At 36.6% G+C, this 16,607-nt stretch carries 19 protein-coding genes and 1 tRNA gene; 9 read left to right on the plus strand and 11 right to left on the minus strand.

The genetic code is table 11. The annotated features are described in order from the left end of the window. The first annotated feature begins 728 nt into the window (after nt 1-728). Nucleotides 729-1,064 carry a TM2 domain-containing protein gene (locus VJJ03_RS00005; RefSeq protein ID WP_323973088.1) on the plus strand — a complete coding sequence of 112 codons (336 nt, stop codon included), beginning with the start codon at nt 729-731 and terminating at the stop codon, nt 1,062-1,064. A 72-nt stretch (nt 1,065-1,136) separates the two neighbouring features. Further along, nucleotides 1,137-1,472, plus strand: a complete 336-nt coding sequence (locus VJJ03_RS00010) for a DUF2752 domain-containing protein (protein ID WP_323973090.1) — start codon at nt 1,137-1,139, stop codon at nt 1,470-1,472. An 8-nt stretch (nt 1,473-1,480) separates the two neighbouring features. On the opposite strand, the gene VJJ03_RS00015 is transcribed toward VJJ03_RS00010, so the two are convergent. The 7 genes from VJJ03_RS00015 to VJJ03_RS00050 form a co-directional block, all read right to left on the minus strand. Further along, complete coding sequence (locus VJJ03_RS00015) at nt 1,481-1,651, minus strand: hypothetical protein (protein WP_323973092.1); 171 nt, start codon at nt 1,649-1,651, stop codon at nt 1,481-1,483. Between the two features lie 38 nt (nt 1,652-1,689). Then, a complete protein-coding gene (locus VJJ03_RS00020) occupies nt 1,690-1,815 on the minus strand; it encodes a hypothetical protein (RefSeq protein WP_323973094.1) in 126 nt (41 codons plus the stop codon). A 306-nt stretch (nt 1,816-2,121) separates the two neighbouring features. Then, the gene (locus VJJ03_RS00030) at nt 2,122-2,517 is read right to left on the minus strand and encodes a hypothetical protein (protein WP_323973096.1); all 396 of its coding nucleotides are present in this window, start codon (nt 2,515-2,517) and stop codon (nt 2,122-2,124) included. Between the two features lie 454 nt (nt 2,518-2,971). Further along, nucleotides 2,972-3,262 (minus strand): ATP-dependent Clp protease adaptor ClpS, encoded by a 291-nt coding sequence (locus VJJ03_RS00035; RefSeq protein ID WP_009744612.1) that lies wholly within the window; start codon nt 3,260-3,262, stop codon nt 2,972-2,974. A gap of 6 nt (nt 3,263-3,268) precedes the next feature. Further along, on the minus strand, nt 3,269-4,036 hold the full coding sequence (locus VJJ03_RS00040) for a ribonuclease III domain-containing protein (RefSeq protein WP_009744613.1): 768 nt from the start codon (nt 4,034-4,036) through the stop codon (nt 3,269-3,271). Next, the gene (fabF, locus tag VJJ03_RS00045) at nt 4,037-5,287 is read right to left on the minus strand and encodes a beta-ketoacyl-ACP synthase II (protein ID WP_323973098.1); all 1,251 of its coding nucleotides are present in this window, start codon (nt 5,285-5,287) and stop codon (nt 4,037-4,039) included. It lies immediately after the preceding gene. 94 nt (nt 5,288-5,381) lie between these two features. Then, nucleotides 5,382-5,618 (minus strand): acyl carrier protein, encoded by a 237-nt coding sequence (locus tag VJJ03_RS00050; protein WP_040357877.1) that lies wholly within the window; start codon nt 5,616-5,618, stop codon nt 5,382-5,384. A 274-nt stretch (nt 5,619-5,892) separates the two neighbouring features. Between VJJ03_RS00050 and VJJ03_RS00055 the strand changes: the two genes are divergently transcribed. Further along, entirely contained in the window at nt 5,893-6,993 is a 1,101-nt protein-coding gene (locus VJJ03_RS00055) for a TlpA disulfide reductase family protein (protein ID WP_323973100.1), read from the plus strand. Beyond that, nucleotides 6,993-7,217, plus strand: a complete 225-nt coding sequence (locus VJJ03_RS00060) for a hypothetical protein (RefSeq protein WP_009744617.1) — start codon at nt 6,993-6,995, stop codon at nt 7,215-7,217. The genes VJJ03_RS00055 and VJJ03_RS00060 overlap by 1 nt, the downstream gene beginning before the upstream one ends. Here VJJ03_RS00060 and VJJ03_RS00065 read toward each other — a convergent pair. After that, nucleotides 7,214-8,125, minus strand: a complete 912-nt coding sequence (locus VJJ03_RS00065) for a lipid A biosynthesis acyltransferase (RefSeq protein ID WP_009744618.1) — start codon at nt 8,123-8,125, stop codon at nt 7,214-7,216. The genes VJJ03_RS00060 and VJJ03_RS00065 overlap by 4 nt on opposite strands. Continuing rightward, nucleotides 8,103-8,363 carry a phosphopantetheine-binding protein gene (locus VJJ03_RS00070; protein ID WP_009744619.1) on the minus strand — a complete coding sequence of 87 codons (261 nt, stop codon included), beginning with the start codon at nt 8,361-8,363 and terminating at the stop codon, nt 8,103-8,105. Before VJJ03_RS00070 ends, VJJ03_RS00065 begins: the two co-directional genes overlap by 23 nt. A gap of 260 nt (nt 8,364-8,623) precedes the next feature. Between VJJ03_RS00070 and VJJ03_RS00075 the strand changes: the two genes are divergently transcribed. From VJJ03_RS00075 to VJJ03_RS00085, 3 genes are all read left to right on the plus strand, one after another. Continuing rightward, a tRNA-Asp gene (locus tag VJJ03_RS00075) sits at nt 8,624-8,697 on the plus strand. A gap of 157 nt (nt 8,698-8,854) precedes the next feature. Further along, nucleotides 8,855-9,940, plus strand: coding sequence for a bifunctional 3-deoxy-7-phosphoheptulonate synthase/chorismate mutase type II (locus VJJ03_RS00080; RefSeq protein ID WP_009744620.1), 1,086 nt, complete (start codon nt 8,855-8,857; stop codon nt 9,938-9,940). A 62-nt stretch (nt 9,941-10,002) separates the two neighbouring features. Then, nucleotides 10,003-12,855 (plus strand): DEAD/DEAH box helicase, encoded by a 2,853-nt coding sequence (locus VJJ03_RS00085; RefSeq protein ID WP_323973102.1) that lies wholly within the window; start codon nt 10,003-10,005, stop codon nt 12,853-12,855. A gap of 20 nt (nt 12,856-12,875) precedes the next feature. Here the strand turns inward: VJJ03_RS00085 and VJJ03_RS00090 are convergent, their stop codons facing one another. Both VJJ03_RS00090 and panD read right to left on the minus strand, forming a co-directional pair. Beyond that, complete coding sequence (locus VJJ03_RS00090) at nt 12,876-13,445, minus strand: hypothetical protein (protein ID WP_009744622.1); 570 nt, start codon at nt 13,443-13,445, stop codon at nt 12,876-12,878. Nucleotides 13,446-13,458: 13 nt separating this feature from the next. Next, complete coding sequence (panD, locus tag VJJ03_RS00095; RefSeq protein ID WP_323973105.1) at nt 13,459-13,809, minus strand: aspartate 1-decarboxylase; 351 nt, start codon at nt 13,807-13,809, stop codon at nt 13,459-13,461. Nucleotides 13,810-13,902: 93 nt separating this feature from the next. On the opposite strand from panD, the gene VJJ03_RS00100 reads away from it, so the two are divergent. Beyond that, a complete protein-coding gene (locus VJJ03_RS00100; RefSeq protein WP_323973107.1) occupies nt 13,903-14,331 on the plus strand; it encodes a hypothetical protein in 429 nt (142 codons plus the stop codon). A 136-nt stretch (nt 14,332-14,467) separates the two neighbouring features. Further along, nucleotides 14,468-16,579, plus strand: coding sequence for a heparinase II/III domain-containing protein (locus VJJ03_RS00105; RefSeq protein WP_323973109.1), 2,112 nt, complete (start codon nt 14,468-14,470; stop codon nt 16,577-16,579). Nucleotides 16,580-16,607: the final 28 nt, after the last annotated feature.

A 16,607-nucleotide genomic window follows, 5' to 3' on the forward strand; every position in this document is an offset into this window, starting at 1 on the left:
TTAACGCTCCCTTTTTGAAAGCGGGGGCAAAGGTACAACCTTTTTTCAAACTGACAAAACTTTTTTTGAAAAATATTCTTTTAGTCTATTCCTATGAACTTCGCTCCCTTTCTAAAAGCGGGTGCAAAAGTATAACAAGTTTTTGAATTGGCAAAATATTTGGAGAGTTTTTTTGAAAAAAGTTATATTGTACTGATAGTCAGTGGGATTGTCAGACGATGCAGACGCATATGACGGGCTGATGTGTTAATTACCTCATTGCCTCATTGGCATTTTATTTTTGTTAATTTCTTAATCGTAACTAACTGAATATCATTTGCTTATATAATATATATTTTTTTATTATTACAGATAATTGTTTTATAGAAAAAAATATTGTAATTTCGCAGGAGATTTTGTCATAAGAAAAGCATTAGCTTTCTCTTATTATCAGAAATCTAGTAATCTCATTTATAATATAATATAGTGATAAAAATCAATATTCATTCTTATAGTCAACCATATTTAATAGTCAATCACATTTAGAATGCGAATAAATAGAATGAGAGATTAATTCTTAATTTGCTCTTTTTCAAAGGTGAATTACCTCACATACTCGCTTACACGACTTTGCCCCTACACCTGCCCATGCTAATTTTTCGCAAACCATTTCTGTTTGACTATAATATTTAAGTTGTGAATAGATTATACTCTATAAATCTACTTAATTAAATACTAATTTTTATTTTATGGAAACAAGTAAAGTGGACACTTACATTATTGCCAATGCTAAATCTTTCAAATCAGAGCAGATTCCTTTCATTCGTGAACGATTGCTCGCTGCCGATGATTCCAAGTGGGTTGCCTTACAATCTATCCCCCTTAAGGATAGTACCACTTCTCTTATTTTGTCTATATTATTAGGTTATTTAGGTATTGATCGTTTCTATATAGGAGATATAGGCTTGGGTATTTTTAAACTCATAACATGTGGAGGATTTGGATTTTGGGCTATCATTGATTGGTTTCTTATTATAGGGGCTACTAAAAGTAAAAATACAAACTATCTATTATCCCTTATCTAATTGACTATCAAAAGTTTTTATACTTTTGTACTTATTTTATCTCTTGTTTGCTGGAGTTGGTTACTATATTGTATGCTTTCTCCCAAAGAAGAGATGGGGTTTTCTTTGTGTATATTCAAGCATATAACTCATCTTCCTTGTCCTGCTTGTGGTACTACTCGTGCCGTTATTAGCTTATTCAGAGGTGATGGGTATAAGGCTCTTTATATAAACCCTTTAGGTATTATAACTTCTATTCTTCTAATTACTATTCCTATATGGCTATTCATTGATCTTTTTGCCCAAAAAACTACTTTATTTAGGTTTTACAATTCTTGTGAAAACTTCTTCAAACGTCCTCTTATTTTTGTATTTTTCTGTATCTTAATACTATTCAATTGGATATGGAATATATATAAGGGAATATAAATAGCAGACTACCTTACCAACCTATTGGTCATCAGTGTCGTAAAAAGTACTATACTAATAGAACTAATGGGCATGAGAATTGCCGCTACTACAGGCTCCAAATGACCTGTAACGGCAAAGAATGTACCTATACAATTGTATAATAAGGAGAGTACAAAACTCATCTTGATTACTTGCATGGTCTTCTTATTTAGGGCAAGAAAGCATGTAAGTTTCTCTATATCAGAATGTTGGGGGTCGCTTCACAGACAGGAGAAAAGGTATTGCTGTTTTCTGCCACGGCACAGCCTACTTGGGCTTGCTTGAGGGCGCCTGCATCGTTCAGCCCATCGCCGATCATCATCACTCGCTTGCCTTCTTGCTGCAATTGTTCTACATAAACAGAACTTATCAGCGGGACTTTGGTGAAAGTGTAAGGATACTTTTGCCGAGAGTTGGCTTTGTAAATAGGTTTTTTCTGCTTCTGTATCACCTGAGAGGAGCGCCAAGGTATAGCCTTTTTGCTCTAACTGACGGAAAACATCAAATATATGCGCCCTATAAGGGTTCTTAAAGGTATATTTGCCTATCTGCTATCCATTGATGCTCACATATACCGCCGTTTCTTCTTTGTTTTCAGTAGCCTTGACAAACTTAGCCGAGCCTATTTTTATATGATCTGTACCTGAAGTGGCTTCCATCCCTTACCTATGAGTTCCTGATAGCTATCCAAGGGACGAATATCCACCTGCTTGTGATAGTCGTATAGCTGGGGAGAGAGCGGGTGATTGGAGTTGCGCAATACACTCTTGAGCAGAGAAAGCTGTTGGGCGCTCATTTCTTGACCCTCGTAAGTAATTTCTTGAGCATTGCTCTGGGTGATTGTCCCTGTTTTGTCAAAGATAAGGGTATCTACCTGTGCCATTTGCTCTATGGTTTGGGTATCCTTGAGGTAAAAACGGCGTTTGCCTAAGAGGCGGAGCATATTCCCCAAGGCAAAAGGAGCTGAAACGACCAAAGCACAGGGACACGCGATGATAAGCACCGCCGTAAAGGTATTGAACACCTCGGTAGGGGTACCATAGCAAAGCCCTTATATTAGATGAATATAATAGTTGTATATTAGAATATTGTACAGCTTTCAAAAATCCCACGGGAGTCTATGTAAGTGGACGTTTTTATACTCGTACAAATAATAAAGATTTTTCGACAAAAGTAGCAAAATTCTTTACCAAACTTAAAAAGGCATTTATTTATCTAAAGCCCCAAAAACTTTATATTTCAAAAAACATAGACTTGGATAGTTCCTTATTCCTTTTGTCCAATAAAATTGTTAAGCTTAGCATAGATGGAGAACTGATGAGGTCATACAAGACATAAAAAGGACTTCTAAAAAAGCCCTCTCTGTAAAAGTCATTCCTGACAAAATAAATATCTTTCCTGACAAAATAAATATCTTTAATAAGAAATAACCTTGGTCTCTACTAAATAGTAATAGCCTTTATCCTTGACACTCTCATTTATCTCGGTAGTATCTCAGCAGTGAGACCTGCGACGAGGAGCTTACTACAGCGAGGAAGCAAATCCTCATAAGTACCTTCTTTTACGGGACATTTTCCTGAATAATGGACAATCATAGCGCATTGTTCAGCTTGCTCGTACGTGTGTTCACATACCTCCATAAGCAAATCTATCACATAATCGAAGGTATTATAATCATCATTATAAAGAATTATCTGGTAGAGGTCAGCATATTGAGTAAGGAGTTCCTCTTGAGATTCCTGTTGGGGAGTCGGTTGTGTCTGTGGCATGTTAATTTATTCCTCTTTGTTCTTCTGCTTTTTCTTTTTACTATCTTTTCTTCGGTCAAGAGCCCTAAAATAGGCACGCTTGGCGGCACGCTCTTCTGCTTTTTTCTTAGAAGTATCATGGGCTTTGGTATATACCTTGTCATTGATCATCACTCGTGCTTGGAAATATTTTATTTTCCCTTTGTAAGTAGGGTCTTCTTCGGCTATGAAAGCAATGGTTTTATGATATTTCTGTGCCCATTCCACCATAAGTGATTTGTAACTAATTACTTTATTCTCCAAGTCTTTCATGCTTAAATTGGCATCAATCAGAATCCTATGGATAAATTCCGTTGCTTTCTGATATCCTCGGTCTAGGTAAATAGCTCCTACTAAGGCTTCCAGAAGATTACCACTGATATTCCCACTCAAAAGCAATGACTTTCTCTCTGTTTGCAGATATTCCCTTAGCTGTAATTCCTCACCTATTTGGTTAAGATTATCCCGGCGGACCATCCGAGTACGCATTTTAGTAAGGTCTCCCTCATCCTTATTAGGTGCTTGTAGGAAAACAAAATGAGCGATCACCGCTCCAAGAATGGCATCTCCCAAAAACTCTAAGCGCTCATAGCTAATAGGATGCCCTAAATCCTGTGATCTATTGGAACCAAGGGTAAAGGCTTCTTCATAATAACGAATCTCTTTAGGTGGAAACCCTAATAGTTTCTCCATCTCTATAAAAAAAATCCCGTCTCTTCTCTGAAAACGGGACATTATTTTATGGAAAAAATTCATTTAATCTATTTTTTTAAATAGTACACAAGCGTTATGTCCTCCAAAACCAAAAGTATTACTCATAGCAACCTTTATTGAGCGTTTTTGTGCCTTATTAAAGGTAAAGTTCAACTTTTGGTCAATATTCTCATCTGGATTTACAAAGTTGATAGTAGGAGGCACTATTTGGTGTTCAATGGACAAAACAGAGGCAATAGCTTCAATAGCACCTGCTGCTCCCAGCAAATGTCCTGTCATGGACTTGGTGGAATTAAGGTTAATTTGATAAGCATGGTCTCCAAATACTTCTTTTACAGCCTTTGTTTCTGCAATATCTCCCAGAGGGGTGGAGGTACCATGTAGGTTAATAGCATCCACTTGCTCAGGAGCGACTTTAGCATCTGCCAAACAATTCTTCATCACATCCTTAGCACCTATTCCCTCTGGATGGGGAGCTGTAAGGTGATAAGCATCCGCAGAGAGTCCTGCTCCTGCTAATTCACAATATATTTTTGCACCACGTGCTTTGGCATGTTCATATTCTTCCAAGACAAGAGCTCCAGCTCCTTCTCCAAGAACGAAACCATCCCGAGTTACATCAAATGGACGTGATGCAGTTTTATAATCATCATTACGTGTGGAAAGAGCATGTAAGGCATTGAATCCTCCAATACCAGCTTCTATTACAGCCGCTTCCGAACCTCCTGAGACAATTACATCAGCATAACCCAAACGGATATAACTCAATGCATCTATCAGTGCATTAGCAGAAGAAGCACAGGCTGAAACGGTAGTAAAGTTAGGCCCCCGAAGTCCATGACGAATAGAAATTATCCCTGGAGCGATATCTGCAATCATTTTGGGAATAAAGAAGGGGTTGAAGCGAGGAGTACCATCACCCTTGCCAAAGGCAAGTACTTCCTCTTGGAAAGTAGTAAGTCCTCCTATTCCAGCACCCCAAATTACTCCTATACGACCTTTGTCTTCCTTTGTCAGGTCAAGTCCTGAATTTCTCAGCGCTTCATCAGAGGCTACGATGGCAAATTGGGCGAATCGATCCATTTTGCGAGCCTCCTTCTTATCAATAAATTGGGTAACATCAAAGCCCTTTACCTCACAAGCGAACTGTGTTTTGAACTTAGAAGCATCAAAGTGAGTAATAAGGTTTGCCCCACTAATCCCTTCAAGAAGTCCTTTCCAATATTCCTCTAAAGTATTTCCTATAGGAGTAATGGCTCCTAATCCTGTTATAACGACTCTTCTGGTTTGCATAATAATTTAGGTTTAAAATTAAAATGTATCGCCTACATATACTAAAACGGGGAGTTTTGCCTCCCCGTAGAGCATTTTTTCAAGTGAGTGAATGCTATTGTTTTGCTTCTTCAATATACTTAATAGCTTGTCCCACTGTTGAGATGTTTTCAGCTTGATCATCAGGAATTTGGATATCAAATTCTTTTTCGAATTCCATAATCAATTCTACAGTGTCCAAGGAATCAGCTCCTAAATCATTTGTGAAACTTGCTTCAGGTACCACTTCTGTTTCATCAACTCCGAGCTTATCCACGATAATAGCTTTTACTCTTGATGCGATGTCTGACATAATTTTAAATTTTAATTTAACTCGTTGCAAAAGTAATAAAGTTTTTTTGATTAACACTACTTTGTTGAAAAAAAAGCATTGTTTTTTATATAAAATGCTAAATATCATTGTTTTATAAAATATAAATTACTCTTTTTACCCTACAAAATCTTACGTTCAGTTACTAAAAAACCATTAAAAAATTCATCTTTTTCACCTAAAATATTCTTCTTTTGTTCTTTTTAATAGGTAAAATAAAAAATATTTTATATTTTTGCCCATTATTTTATAACTCATGAGAAATTATTTTCTATATTTGTTCCTATTCCTTTCCTGGTGGGGAAGAAGCCAAAACTTCACCTTGAATGGTAATATAAGTACTCCTTATGAAGGAAAAATTTACCTATGGTATGGAGATAAGGTGGATAGCACTACTGTTAATAATAAGGAATTCCACTTTCAAGGGAATATTGCTTATCCTATGAAAGCCTCCCTATCAGTAAACAGAAAATTTAAGGAGACAGGCTTTTTCATCTTAGACAAAGGAGACCTTTCTTTGGATATTGCCATTGAGAACAAACGACAAGTATACATCAAAAGTCTCAATGGAAGCCAAACCCTTAATGAGGTAAAGAACTTTCTACTCTTTAGAACTAAGAGTGCCAAAGCCGCCAATCTGCCTGAGCTACTTACCGCACGCTTAGAGCAAATTATTCGTAAAGACCCTAAAAGTCAGTTTGCAGGAATGTTACTCTCAGAACTACTTACCAATAGGGATATTTCCTATAAACAAGCACAAAGACTATATAGCCTTCTGGACAAGAACACTCAGGATAAGGAAGATCTCCAAAGAATAGAAGTACTACTAAGTGCCATGAGTAAAACACAGGTTGGAAGTACTTTCCCCGATATTGAACTCTCTACAGAAAAGGGAACTGAAAAGCTCTCCGCTGTCAGAAAAAAACTTACCTTAGTGAATTTCACTGCCTCTGACTGTATCGCTTGTGTAGAGGCAGATCGCCAGTTTGGGAACTTATTCAAGGAATACCATCGTTCACATGGCTTTACAATCTATTCCATATATTTAGATAGTGATAGGAATACATGGATTGACCATCTCCACCGAGAAGGTATTCGCTGGACAAGTACCATCGCTCCTAGAAAGTTCAAAGAAGAAACGATACAATCCTTAGGAATTATTGATATCCCTGCGAACTTTCTCTTGGACGAACAAGGAAAGATTATCGCCGTGAATATATCTCCTAAAGGGGTACATCGTATTCTTGACCCTAAGGCTGCCGCCCTTGTACCCGTACCTAAAAAAGAAAAGAAGGGAGTAAAGAAAACATCTCCAACAAGAACATCTATTAATAATAAAAACAGAAAGAAGAAATAATGATAAATCCTGAATACATCGGTTATCTTGCCTCCGTATGCCTTGTACTGAGTTTTATAATGAAAAAAATTACCCACATCAGAATGATTAACTTAGTGGGATGCCTTTGCTTTGTTATTTATGGCTTCATGTATGATCACAAATTATGGCCTGTGATTATCCCTAATGCCTTAATTTGCTTGGTACAAATATACTATTTATGGATAAGAAAAGAGGCTCATTAAGCCTCTTTTTCATCTTCCTCCCAAAAATCAAAATAGTTAAACCATTGTAGGGGATACTTACGAAGCATTTGCTCCATATTCTCTGTAAAAGCATTAAGGAGTCCTTGAGCATCACGGTGCTTAGCCTGAGCCATACGTGCATAAAGATGATAATGCAAGTTCTTCTCCTTCATCACATATACAAATATTACAGGCACTCCCAAGCGAGAAGCTATCATAAAAGGTCCCGCTGGGAAATGTGTCTCCTTCCCTAATAAAGTTGCTCTAAGATATTTTGTTCCTTCAAAATAGCGATCCCCTGTTAGGCAGATAATTCCATTATTCTGTAAGGCATCGCTGATTTCAAAAATGTGAGACATATCCTCCTTCACAAAAATAAACTTAGGGGTATACTTCCGTAAGGAAATTCCTTCCAGATACTCCTTAATCGCAGAGCGCTCCATATCCGTAGTAACTGTATGTATCTGGCAATCCACATCAAGCTCTCTGAAAAAAAGCTCTGCTACTTCAAAGTTACCTATATGAGCCGAAATAAGGATTCCTCCTTTGTGCCTTTGTAGAAGAGAACGGAGCAGCTCCACTCCATCAAATTCATAGGTGAACTGATGATGAAACTGAGCAAAAATAGCCACCTTATCTATAATCGTTTGTCCAAATACAAAATAATTCCGATATACCGATACAAAAGCCTTCAGAGGAGAATACCCCAATCGTCTATGGAAATACCTGTAAAGATATCCATTAGACTTCCATTGAGAGAGAAAATAATAAAAAGCTACAAAGATAAGTAATACATACGCTGAGCGAATCCCTAAGTACTTAATGAGGAATACAAAAATCCTATAACCCAATACATTTCCTTTTGACTTTCCTTGCCATTTTGTTCTAACAACTTTTTTCTTTTGCATTGATTTTTTGCTCTAAGATAGTATAGAAATCATCAAAAGTAACTATAGGTTTAAAATCAGACTCTACGAGTTTTACTCCAAATTTTTCCTCAATGACCACTACCAAGTCTACATAATCAAGACTGTCAAGTTCCAGGGATTCTCTAAAATTTGCTTTAGGATGGATGAGTGCTCCATCTACCTCAAACTCCTCTACCAATACTTCATTGATAGTTTCTATAATTTCGTCTCTTTTCATTGCATGTGAATTTAGGTGCAAAAGTAGAAAATTTTTTACAAGAATTAAAATAAAAGACCTCTATTTACCTTTCTCTTCTTCAAAGAAAATATTTTTTAAGGAAAAAGAAGCCTTTCTTTAAATATTTTTTCGGAAGATATCCAATAAATATATTTATAAATTATTGATTATAAGCAAAAAATAAAATAATTAATTATTTTTCAAAAAAATGTTGTTGATATAAAAAAATGTTGTATCTTTGCACCGCAAAACAAAACCGAGGTCTGGTAGTTCAGCTGGTTAGAATACATGCCTGTCACGCATGGGGTCGCGGGTTCGAGTCCCGTCCAGACCGCTAAATTTAGTTGTGTTGTTTTGTGTAATATTTGGTTTTACACAGGTTATTTTAACCAATGAAAGGCTTTCCTTTGGAAGGCTTTTTTTTTATCTATACAGATATTCCTTAAGATACATTAACGATTAATTAGACTACTCTATTTAAAAACTTACCCATGGAAATTAACAAAGAGAATCGAAAATGGTTAGAGGATTTACACCTTTCCCACCCTGTTGTGATTGCAGGTCCTTGCAGTGCTGAAACACAAGAGCAAGTACTTGAAATTGCCCATGCCCTTAAGGATACTGATGTATCTTACTTCCGTGCTGGTATCTGGAAACCGCGTACACGACCAGGTATGTTCGAAGGAGTAGGTGCTTTAGGACTCCGATGGCTTCAACAAGTAAAGGAAGAAACAGGGTTAAAAACAGCGACCGAAGTAGCCAATAGAGACCATGTGAAGCTCGCCTTAGAACATGATATTGATATGCTCTGGATAGGTGCCCGATCCACAGTAAGCCCTTTTATAGTACAAGAAATCGCTGACGCACTTAAAGGTACAGATAAGACTGTCTTAGTTAAAAATCCTGTTAATCCTGATTTGGCTTTATGGCTGGGAGCTATAGAACGACTCCTACGAGCAGACATTAAAAACCTAGGAGTTATTCATCGTGGATTCTCCACTTACGAGAAAACAAAATATAGAAATATTCCTGAATGGCAATTGGTCATTGAACTACAAAACAAGTTTCCTGACCTACCCCTGATTTGTGACCCTTCACATATTACAGGTAAGCGAGAATTAATCTTTGACGTCTCACAAACTGCCCTTGACTTGAACTTTAATGGACTCATGATAGAAACCCATTGCACTCCAGATAAGGCATGGAGTGATGCCTCTCAACAAATTACCCCTAAGAGATTAATACAGATAATGAATGATTTACGTGTTAGGAAAACTTCTTTTGCAGAGGAAAGTTTTTCTTATCAACTCAATACCCTACGTTCCCATATTGATCTCATTGATGACCAACTCCTTGCCCTACTAAAAAAGCGTATGCTCCTCTCCGATGAGATAGGAAAGCTCAAGAAGACCCATAACGTGGCTATCCTACAGAGTCAACGATGGTATGAAATTCTCCAAAAGGCAACTTCCGAAGGAGATCGTGATGGACTCAGCGAAGAATTCGTTATCCAAATATTTAAAGCCATCCATCAGGAGTCCATTAACCGACAGGAGAAAATAGTAAAAGAGAAATAATATATGGAATTAAAAATATTCCCTTTTTCAATCTTATATTTCTAAGTTCCTAATACCTGAATATGTACCAACTTTTTTTTGATTTCTCCTTTGATCCTAATTTCCAACGATTATTACCCATCCCATACATTGCTCAGCAAAGGAATAACCATTGGTATTCCCTCAGAAAAGCTACAGACGAAGTCCTGAAAAGCACTCCTATTCCATTAAACCCTTATAAGGAAGAAGCGCTGCTCATAGCCAATAGCCTACAACTTCCTTCTTTGTTAGAGAAATTTACTAAAAGGGAAATTTCTATACAAAAATTATACAATGATAATGATAAAAAGAAATATATACAACAACAAATAGAGGAAAAAATTTCAAAACTATTAGAAATTATTGCAACAAACCAGCTACTCCTTACGGTATCTCTTAACAAAGAACAGCCTTTGGAGAATCAATATATAGAAAATACTACAAAAGTACTCATTCCTTCTTTGGAATTTGAGAAAGTACCTGATGGCATCATCTACCGATTATCCTTGTATGATAATCAAGACAAACTATGTCCCTCTGAACATAAGATAACACTCCTTAGTTATGAAAAATCATGGATAGTTATTGATAAAAAATTAGTCAGCATTAAAGATATCAAAGCTCTTAATCTAAAGCCTTTTTTAGAGAAAACAACAGTTACTATCCCTGAAAAAATAATCCCTGAATACTTCAATAAGTTTCTTAAAGAAATTATTAAAAAGGTAGAGATTAACACCATTGGATTTGATATTATCCAGAAGAACAGTATAAAATCAGTCACTATAAAGTTTGTCCATGACTTCCTTACCCAACATTACAAGTTTTTCCTTTCTTTTGACTACGATGGATATATTTTTGGTAGTAACCAAAATAAAGGATATCATTCTAACTTAAATATTGCTTCCAATGGCACTATAACAATTGATAATTATAAAAGGAATCTCTCTGAAGAAGCCCAAAAGCATCATATTCTGGAAGCAATAGGATTTATAAATGAAGGAGGGATTTTCTTTGTAGATGATAATGACCCTTTTGCTTCTTATTTTCATCTGCTCAAGCATAAAGAAGAATTAATAGCTGCAGATTTTTTCATTGAACCTATAGAAATTCATGGTAGGAGAGTTTCTTTACAACTTCCTAAGATCCACTCCAAAGAAGCCACTAATAAAAAAGATTGGTTTGATATAGAATTATGGATAGAACAAGGCAACGAGATATTCTCTTTTGCCAACCTTATTCAGAATATTCAGGAGAATAATCCTATATATACCCTCGCTAATGGAACACTTTTTATCATTCCTAAGGAATGGTTTGCCAAATATGAGAAACTTGCTAAATTCGGAAAAGTTAATAATGGGAAAATACAACTTCCCAAGAACAACTATGCTCTACTGAAAAATCTGCCTGAGATAAAACCCAAATATATTTCTCCTGATATTACGTATTCCCCTTCTTCTAACCTGAAAGCAACCCTACGACCTTATCAAAAAGATGGTGTTAAGTGGCTTTTAGAACATTATTACAGTGGAATGGGTGCTTGTTTAGCTGATGATATGGGATTGGGGAAAACGCTCCAGATACTTGCTCTATTGGTAGCTATCCATGATACCTTTTCAGAAAAAGAAATAGAACAACCTTCTAACCTTTTTGAACTCGGGCAAAAACAAAAAGAACCTTTAAGAGCCCTTATTATTCTGCCATCAACTCTTCTTTTCAACTGGTATGAAGAGGTGAAACGATTCACACCACAATTCAAATGTACACAATATGTAGGAGAAGAAAGAAAAACAAAGATAAGACGACTCATAAACTATGATATTATTTTCACTACCTATCCTATCATTACCCGAGACGCCAAGTTATTAGAAGGGTATCTTTTCCGAATTATTATATTAGATGAAAGCCAACGGATAAAAAACAAGAATTCCCAAGTTTTCAAATCCATTAATCTCCTTAAGGCAGATCATCGCTTTTCCCTCAGTGGTACCCCCATTGAGAATACACTAACCGACTTATGGTCACAAATGCAGTTTATCAACCCTAATATATTGGGAAGTTTTACAAAATTCAATAACTACTTCAGAATTGGAATTGAAAAGAAACACGATCCCATTATAATGGAAGAACTCAAAACCATTATTAGCCCTTTTCTCCTTAGACGTACTAAGGCGCAAGTATTACAGGACTTGCCTGATATGGAGGAACAAATTGTTTATTGTCCTATGAGTGAAGAGCAAAAGAAATGGTATGAGCGTGAAAAATCAAAAGTTCGTAACAAACTCTTACATATTGACAATCATTCCCAAACCTTAAATATTCTAAATATGCTTACCCTATTGCGACAAATCAGCAACCATCCCAAGCTATTGGATAAGCAAAGCAGTATCCCCTCAGGAAAATATGAAGAGGTAATTAATCTCTTAGAGCAGCTATTGCTCTCACAACATAAAGCTCTTATTTTCAGTAGTTTTATCTCTCACTTAGAAATTTATGAAGATTGGTGTAAGGCAAATAATATTAAGTTTGCTACTCTGACGGGGGACACCCCTATACCAGAGCGAAAAATACAGGTAGAGTCCTTTCAGAAGGACAAGGATATTATGTTCTTCTTTATCTCTCTCAAGGCAGGTGAAGTGGGGCTGAACCTCACCACTGCCTCATATGTACTCCTGTTAGATCCTTGGTGGAATCCTTTTGCTGAACGACAAGCTATTGCCCGTGCTCATCGCTTAGGACAGCAGCATAAAGTAACTGTCATTCGTTTTGTTACCCAGGACACTTTAGAAGAGAAAATTATTCATCTGCAACAAAACAAAAAAGAACTTTCTGAAAATATTATAGAAGAGAATGTGCTCGTTAAAGAAGTTTTAGAGAATGTAACTACTCTATTGAAATAGGAATTGAATTTCACAAACTCCTATTTGTTGTACTTTTTCTGGATTTCCTCCCAAAGTTTAGCTCGTTCGGGGCTAATCTTGAAAGCATAACGGAGAATCTCTTCTCGTGAAGCATCACTCAGGTCATAGGCACCTCCATCTATTTTCCGGATTTTCTTTTTTAATTCTTTAAAAAAAACTTCTACTCTTTTGTCTTTGTTGTCCTCTGCAGCAAGAAAGGTATATAACTTATAAGGATGAGTAATATTCCATTGCCTAGCAAGTTGTTTTGCCTCTTCAACATTCTTAAGTAGCGTGTAATAAGGAATTCTATCCCAAGTATAGGTAATAGCAGCCATAGCTTCCCGCGTAGCTCTCCAATCATTAAGTTCATACATAAGTACTACAGCCAGAGAATCCGGATAGGCACGAACACGTTCCTTGAGAAATCGATGTTTCTGAATTGCTTTCTCAAAAGTTTTACTATCCATAGTTATTTGATAATTCTTGTTTAGATATTTGTATGGATAGTTTAAATAATCTGTCCTTTTCTCCTGTGCATTGCCAAAGAAAAAAAGAAAAATTGATAAGAAAAGTATTCCTATTTTCATTATCTAAAGCATTTTAAGGCAACAAATTCGTTCGTTCATCGGGAAAAATGACGGTGGGCTGGAAAGTCTTAGCTTCCTCAAAATCCAGCAATGCATACGAAATAATAATAACAATATCTCCCTTTTGTACCTTGCGTGCAGCAGGTCCATTAAGGGTAATCGTTCCTGAATTTCGCTCTCCACGAATAATGTAGGTGTCAAAGCGTTCTCCATTATTCACATTTACAATGGAGACCTTCTCTCCTACAATAAGGTTAGCCGCCTCCAAAAGAGCTTCATCAATAGTGATGCTCCCTATATAATCCAAGTCCGCACCAGTTACTTTTACGCGGTGAATTTTTGATTTTAATACTTCTATTTTCATAAGGGCAAAGGTAAAAAATATTTAGGGATTACAGATGGTTTCTTGCTTTAAAATTTGTATATTTGCCTCTGCATATCATTAAATCCTTATACTATGAGAAAATATCTACTCCTTTTACCTATATTTGCTATAGCTTGTAGGTCGTCATATATTACTGAAATCCCCCAAGAGACAAAAATCTCCACCAGTCTTCGTACAGGAGGTACTCATAAGATTGTTGCTTTCGTGGAGGATGATGCCTACTATAAGGTAGCCCAAAAGAACCTCTCTTATAAAGAAGCTAAGGAAGCTATCACTGCCCAGCTCCCCGCTGCATCCTCCGATTGCTTATGTGGAATAACAGTACATGGAGGTATTATCCGAATTGATGGTGAAAAAAAATCATGGATTATTGATATCAAAGAACTCCCTACCATTGCAGGTTTAGTTCTATACGATGGCAAAAATAAACCTATCGTAGAACTTAATCCTAAAAAATATGAAATGCGCTTTAGAAAAATGTTTCGACAAAATTTAAAATAAAGAACATTATACAAATCATGTCCAACAATAAGCCATCGGAAAGAAGGACATGTTAAAATAAAAACTACAATCTAATTCCACAACCAAGGGAAAGTCATACCTTTGTACAAAGTAAAATAAAACATTCTATTTACTTATGAAAAATACAGTATTCATCGTATGTGTTATCTTAATAATGGTATCATGCCGTAAAGATACTGATTCAGATACACAACATATCATGGGGGTAGTACGCAATGAACATCCTCGCCTTTTTATTACCAAAGAAGATATTCCAAATATCAAGAATGCAGTCCAAACTTCATTGTCAGAGGTGTATACACACACTAAAAAAGAAATTGATAAATTCATAACAGAGCCTCTCTTTTTTGAAAATCCTACTATCATTACCCCTACTCAAAACAGCATAAAAGTAGGCAAAGTATCGCAAGTAGCTATGTTATATCTCATAACAGGAGAGATAAAATATCTGGATTATACCAAAAAGTCTTTGCAAAAAATCATCGAATATTACCATCTTCGGATACAACACAACTTAAATGCCGATTGGTATGTATTCTCTCAAATCAGTGTACTATGTGCTTATGATTGGATTTATAACAGCCTAACTCCTGCCGAACGTGAGCAAATAGGTCATCCTCTTTATGATATAATGATGGAAATTGCTTGGCACGGAAAGGGCATACGTCCAGAACGCATCCGTGAGAACACAGGTGGGTATGATACTGGTTTTTATGGTACTGAATCCCTACCGTGGTATATAGGTATCACTTTCCATAATGACGGTTTTGACAATGCTCGTTGTGAAGAGATGTTCCAGAAAGGGCTGGCTTTGAATCTGAAAATGACAGATTTTCGTCGTGAAATGAGTGGCAATAGTGGTGGAGGTATTACTGCCTGTATGGGCTATGCAGTAGGAGCTAATCCTATCGCTGACTTTAATTTTATCCGTTCTTACCAGGCAGCCACAGGGGCAGATATCTCTGGTCAACTGAAGTACGTATTTGGATATTTAAAATTCATTGATTGGAATCGTTTGCCAGGCAATCGCGAATTCGGATTAGCAGATAGCTATCATAACGATTGCTTGCTTCCTGAAAGAGATATCAATTACCATCTAAGGGAAATAGCTACTATTTATGGGAATTCTTCCAATTTACAACGACTTTTAGGTTCTTTCCATAAGAAACATGCTACCGAACGTCTTCCCTTTATGCCCTTTTTGCAACAAGTTCCTCAAGGCGTACAAGGCGTTAATTCTTCAGGTAAAGGAGCTATGTATTTTGAAGGGGTGGGTGAAGCTATTATGCGCTCAGGAACAGGTGATAACGATACTTACGCAGTCTTCGTAACTGGTGCTAAATCAGATTATCACAAGCATTTTGACAACAATCATTTTATTATATACAAACATGGTTACCGTGCCTTAGATACTGGTACTCGTCCTGAACCCAGCTGGCACCTGTCGCATTATTATGCACGTACTGTAGCTCATAACTGTGTAACCATCAAAATGCCTAATGAAAAATTCCCTTTATACTGGGGCATAATGGCTGGTGCTGCTAACGAACCTAAGAACCTTCCCATTCCTAATGATGGCGGGCAATACAAGATGACCGAATCTGTAATGAAAGAGATGCGTACCACTAATGATTATGTGTATTTAGTTTCAGATGCTACCAAAAGCTATAACCCCAAAAAAGCATCGCTAGTAATGCGTGAATTTATATACTTCTACCCTGACCTTTTTGTAGTATTTGACAGAGTAACGGCTACTGACAAAAATTATCCTAAAACATGGCTACTACACACTATTAATGAGCCTATAATGAAAGGGAACAATGAATTTTCCGAAACTTCTGATGGAGGTAAGATGATTTGCCGTACCCTATTCCCTTCCGATGCTATACTTACCAAAATAGGAGGGAATGGAAAGGATTTCTGGTCTGACGGTCGCAACTGGCCTATACCCAAACTCACACCACAAGATTACGGGTATGCTATGAACCTCCCTCCTGCCAATCATCCACAGTTAGGACATTGGCGTATAGAAGTGAGCCCAAAAACATCTTCTAAGGAAGATCTGTTTATGCATATTATTCAAGTGGGCGATATAAGTCTTTCAGAGTTACCCCATACAGAAACTTTTGAAAACATCACACAAATAGGATTAAGATTCACCTATCAAGGGAAACAACACATTTTAACCTTCGATAAAACAAGGTCGTACGGATGCAAAATTCAATAAAAAAGCCCCTTTAATAGGGGCTTTCATA

This window comes from Capnocytophaga sp. G2, from assembly GCF_035282625.1.
GTDB lineage: Bacteria > Bacteroidota > Bacteroidia > Flavobacteriales > Flavobacteriaceae > Capnocytophaga.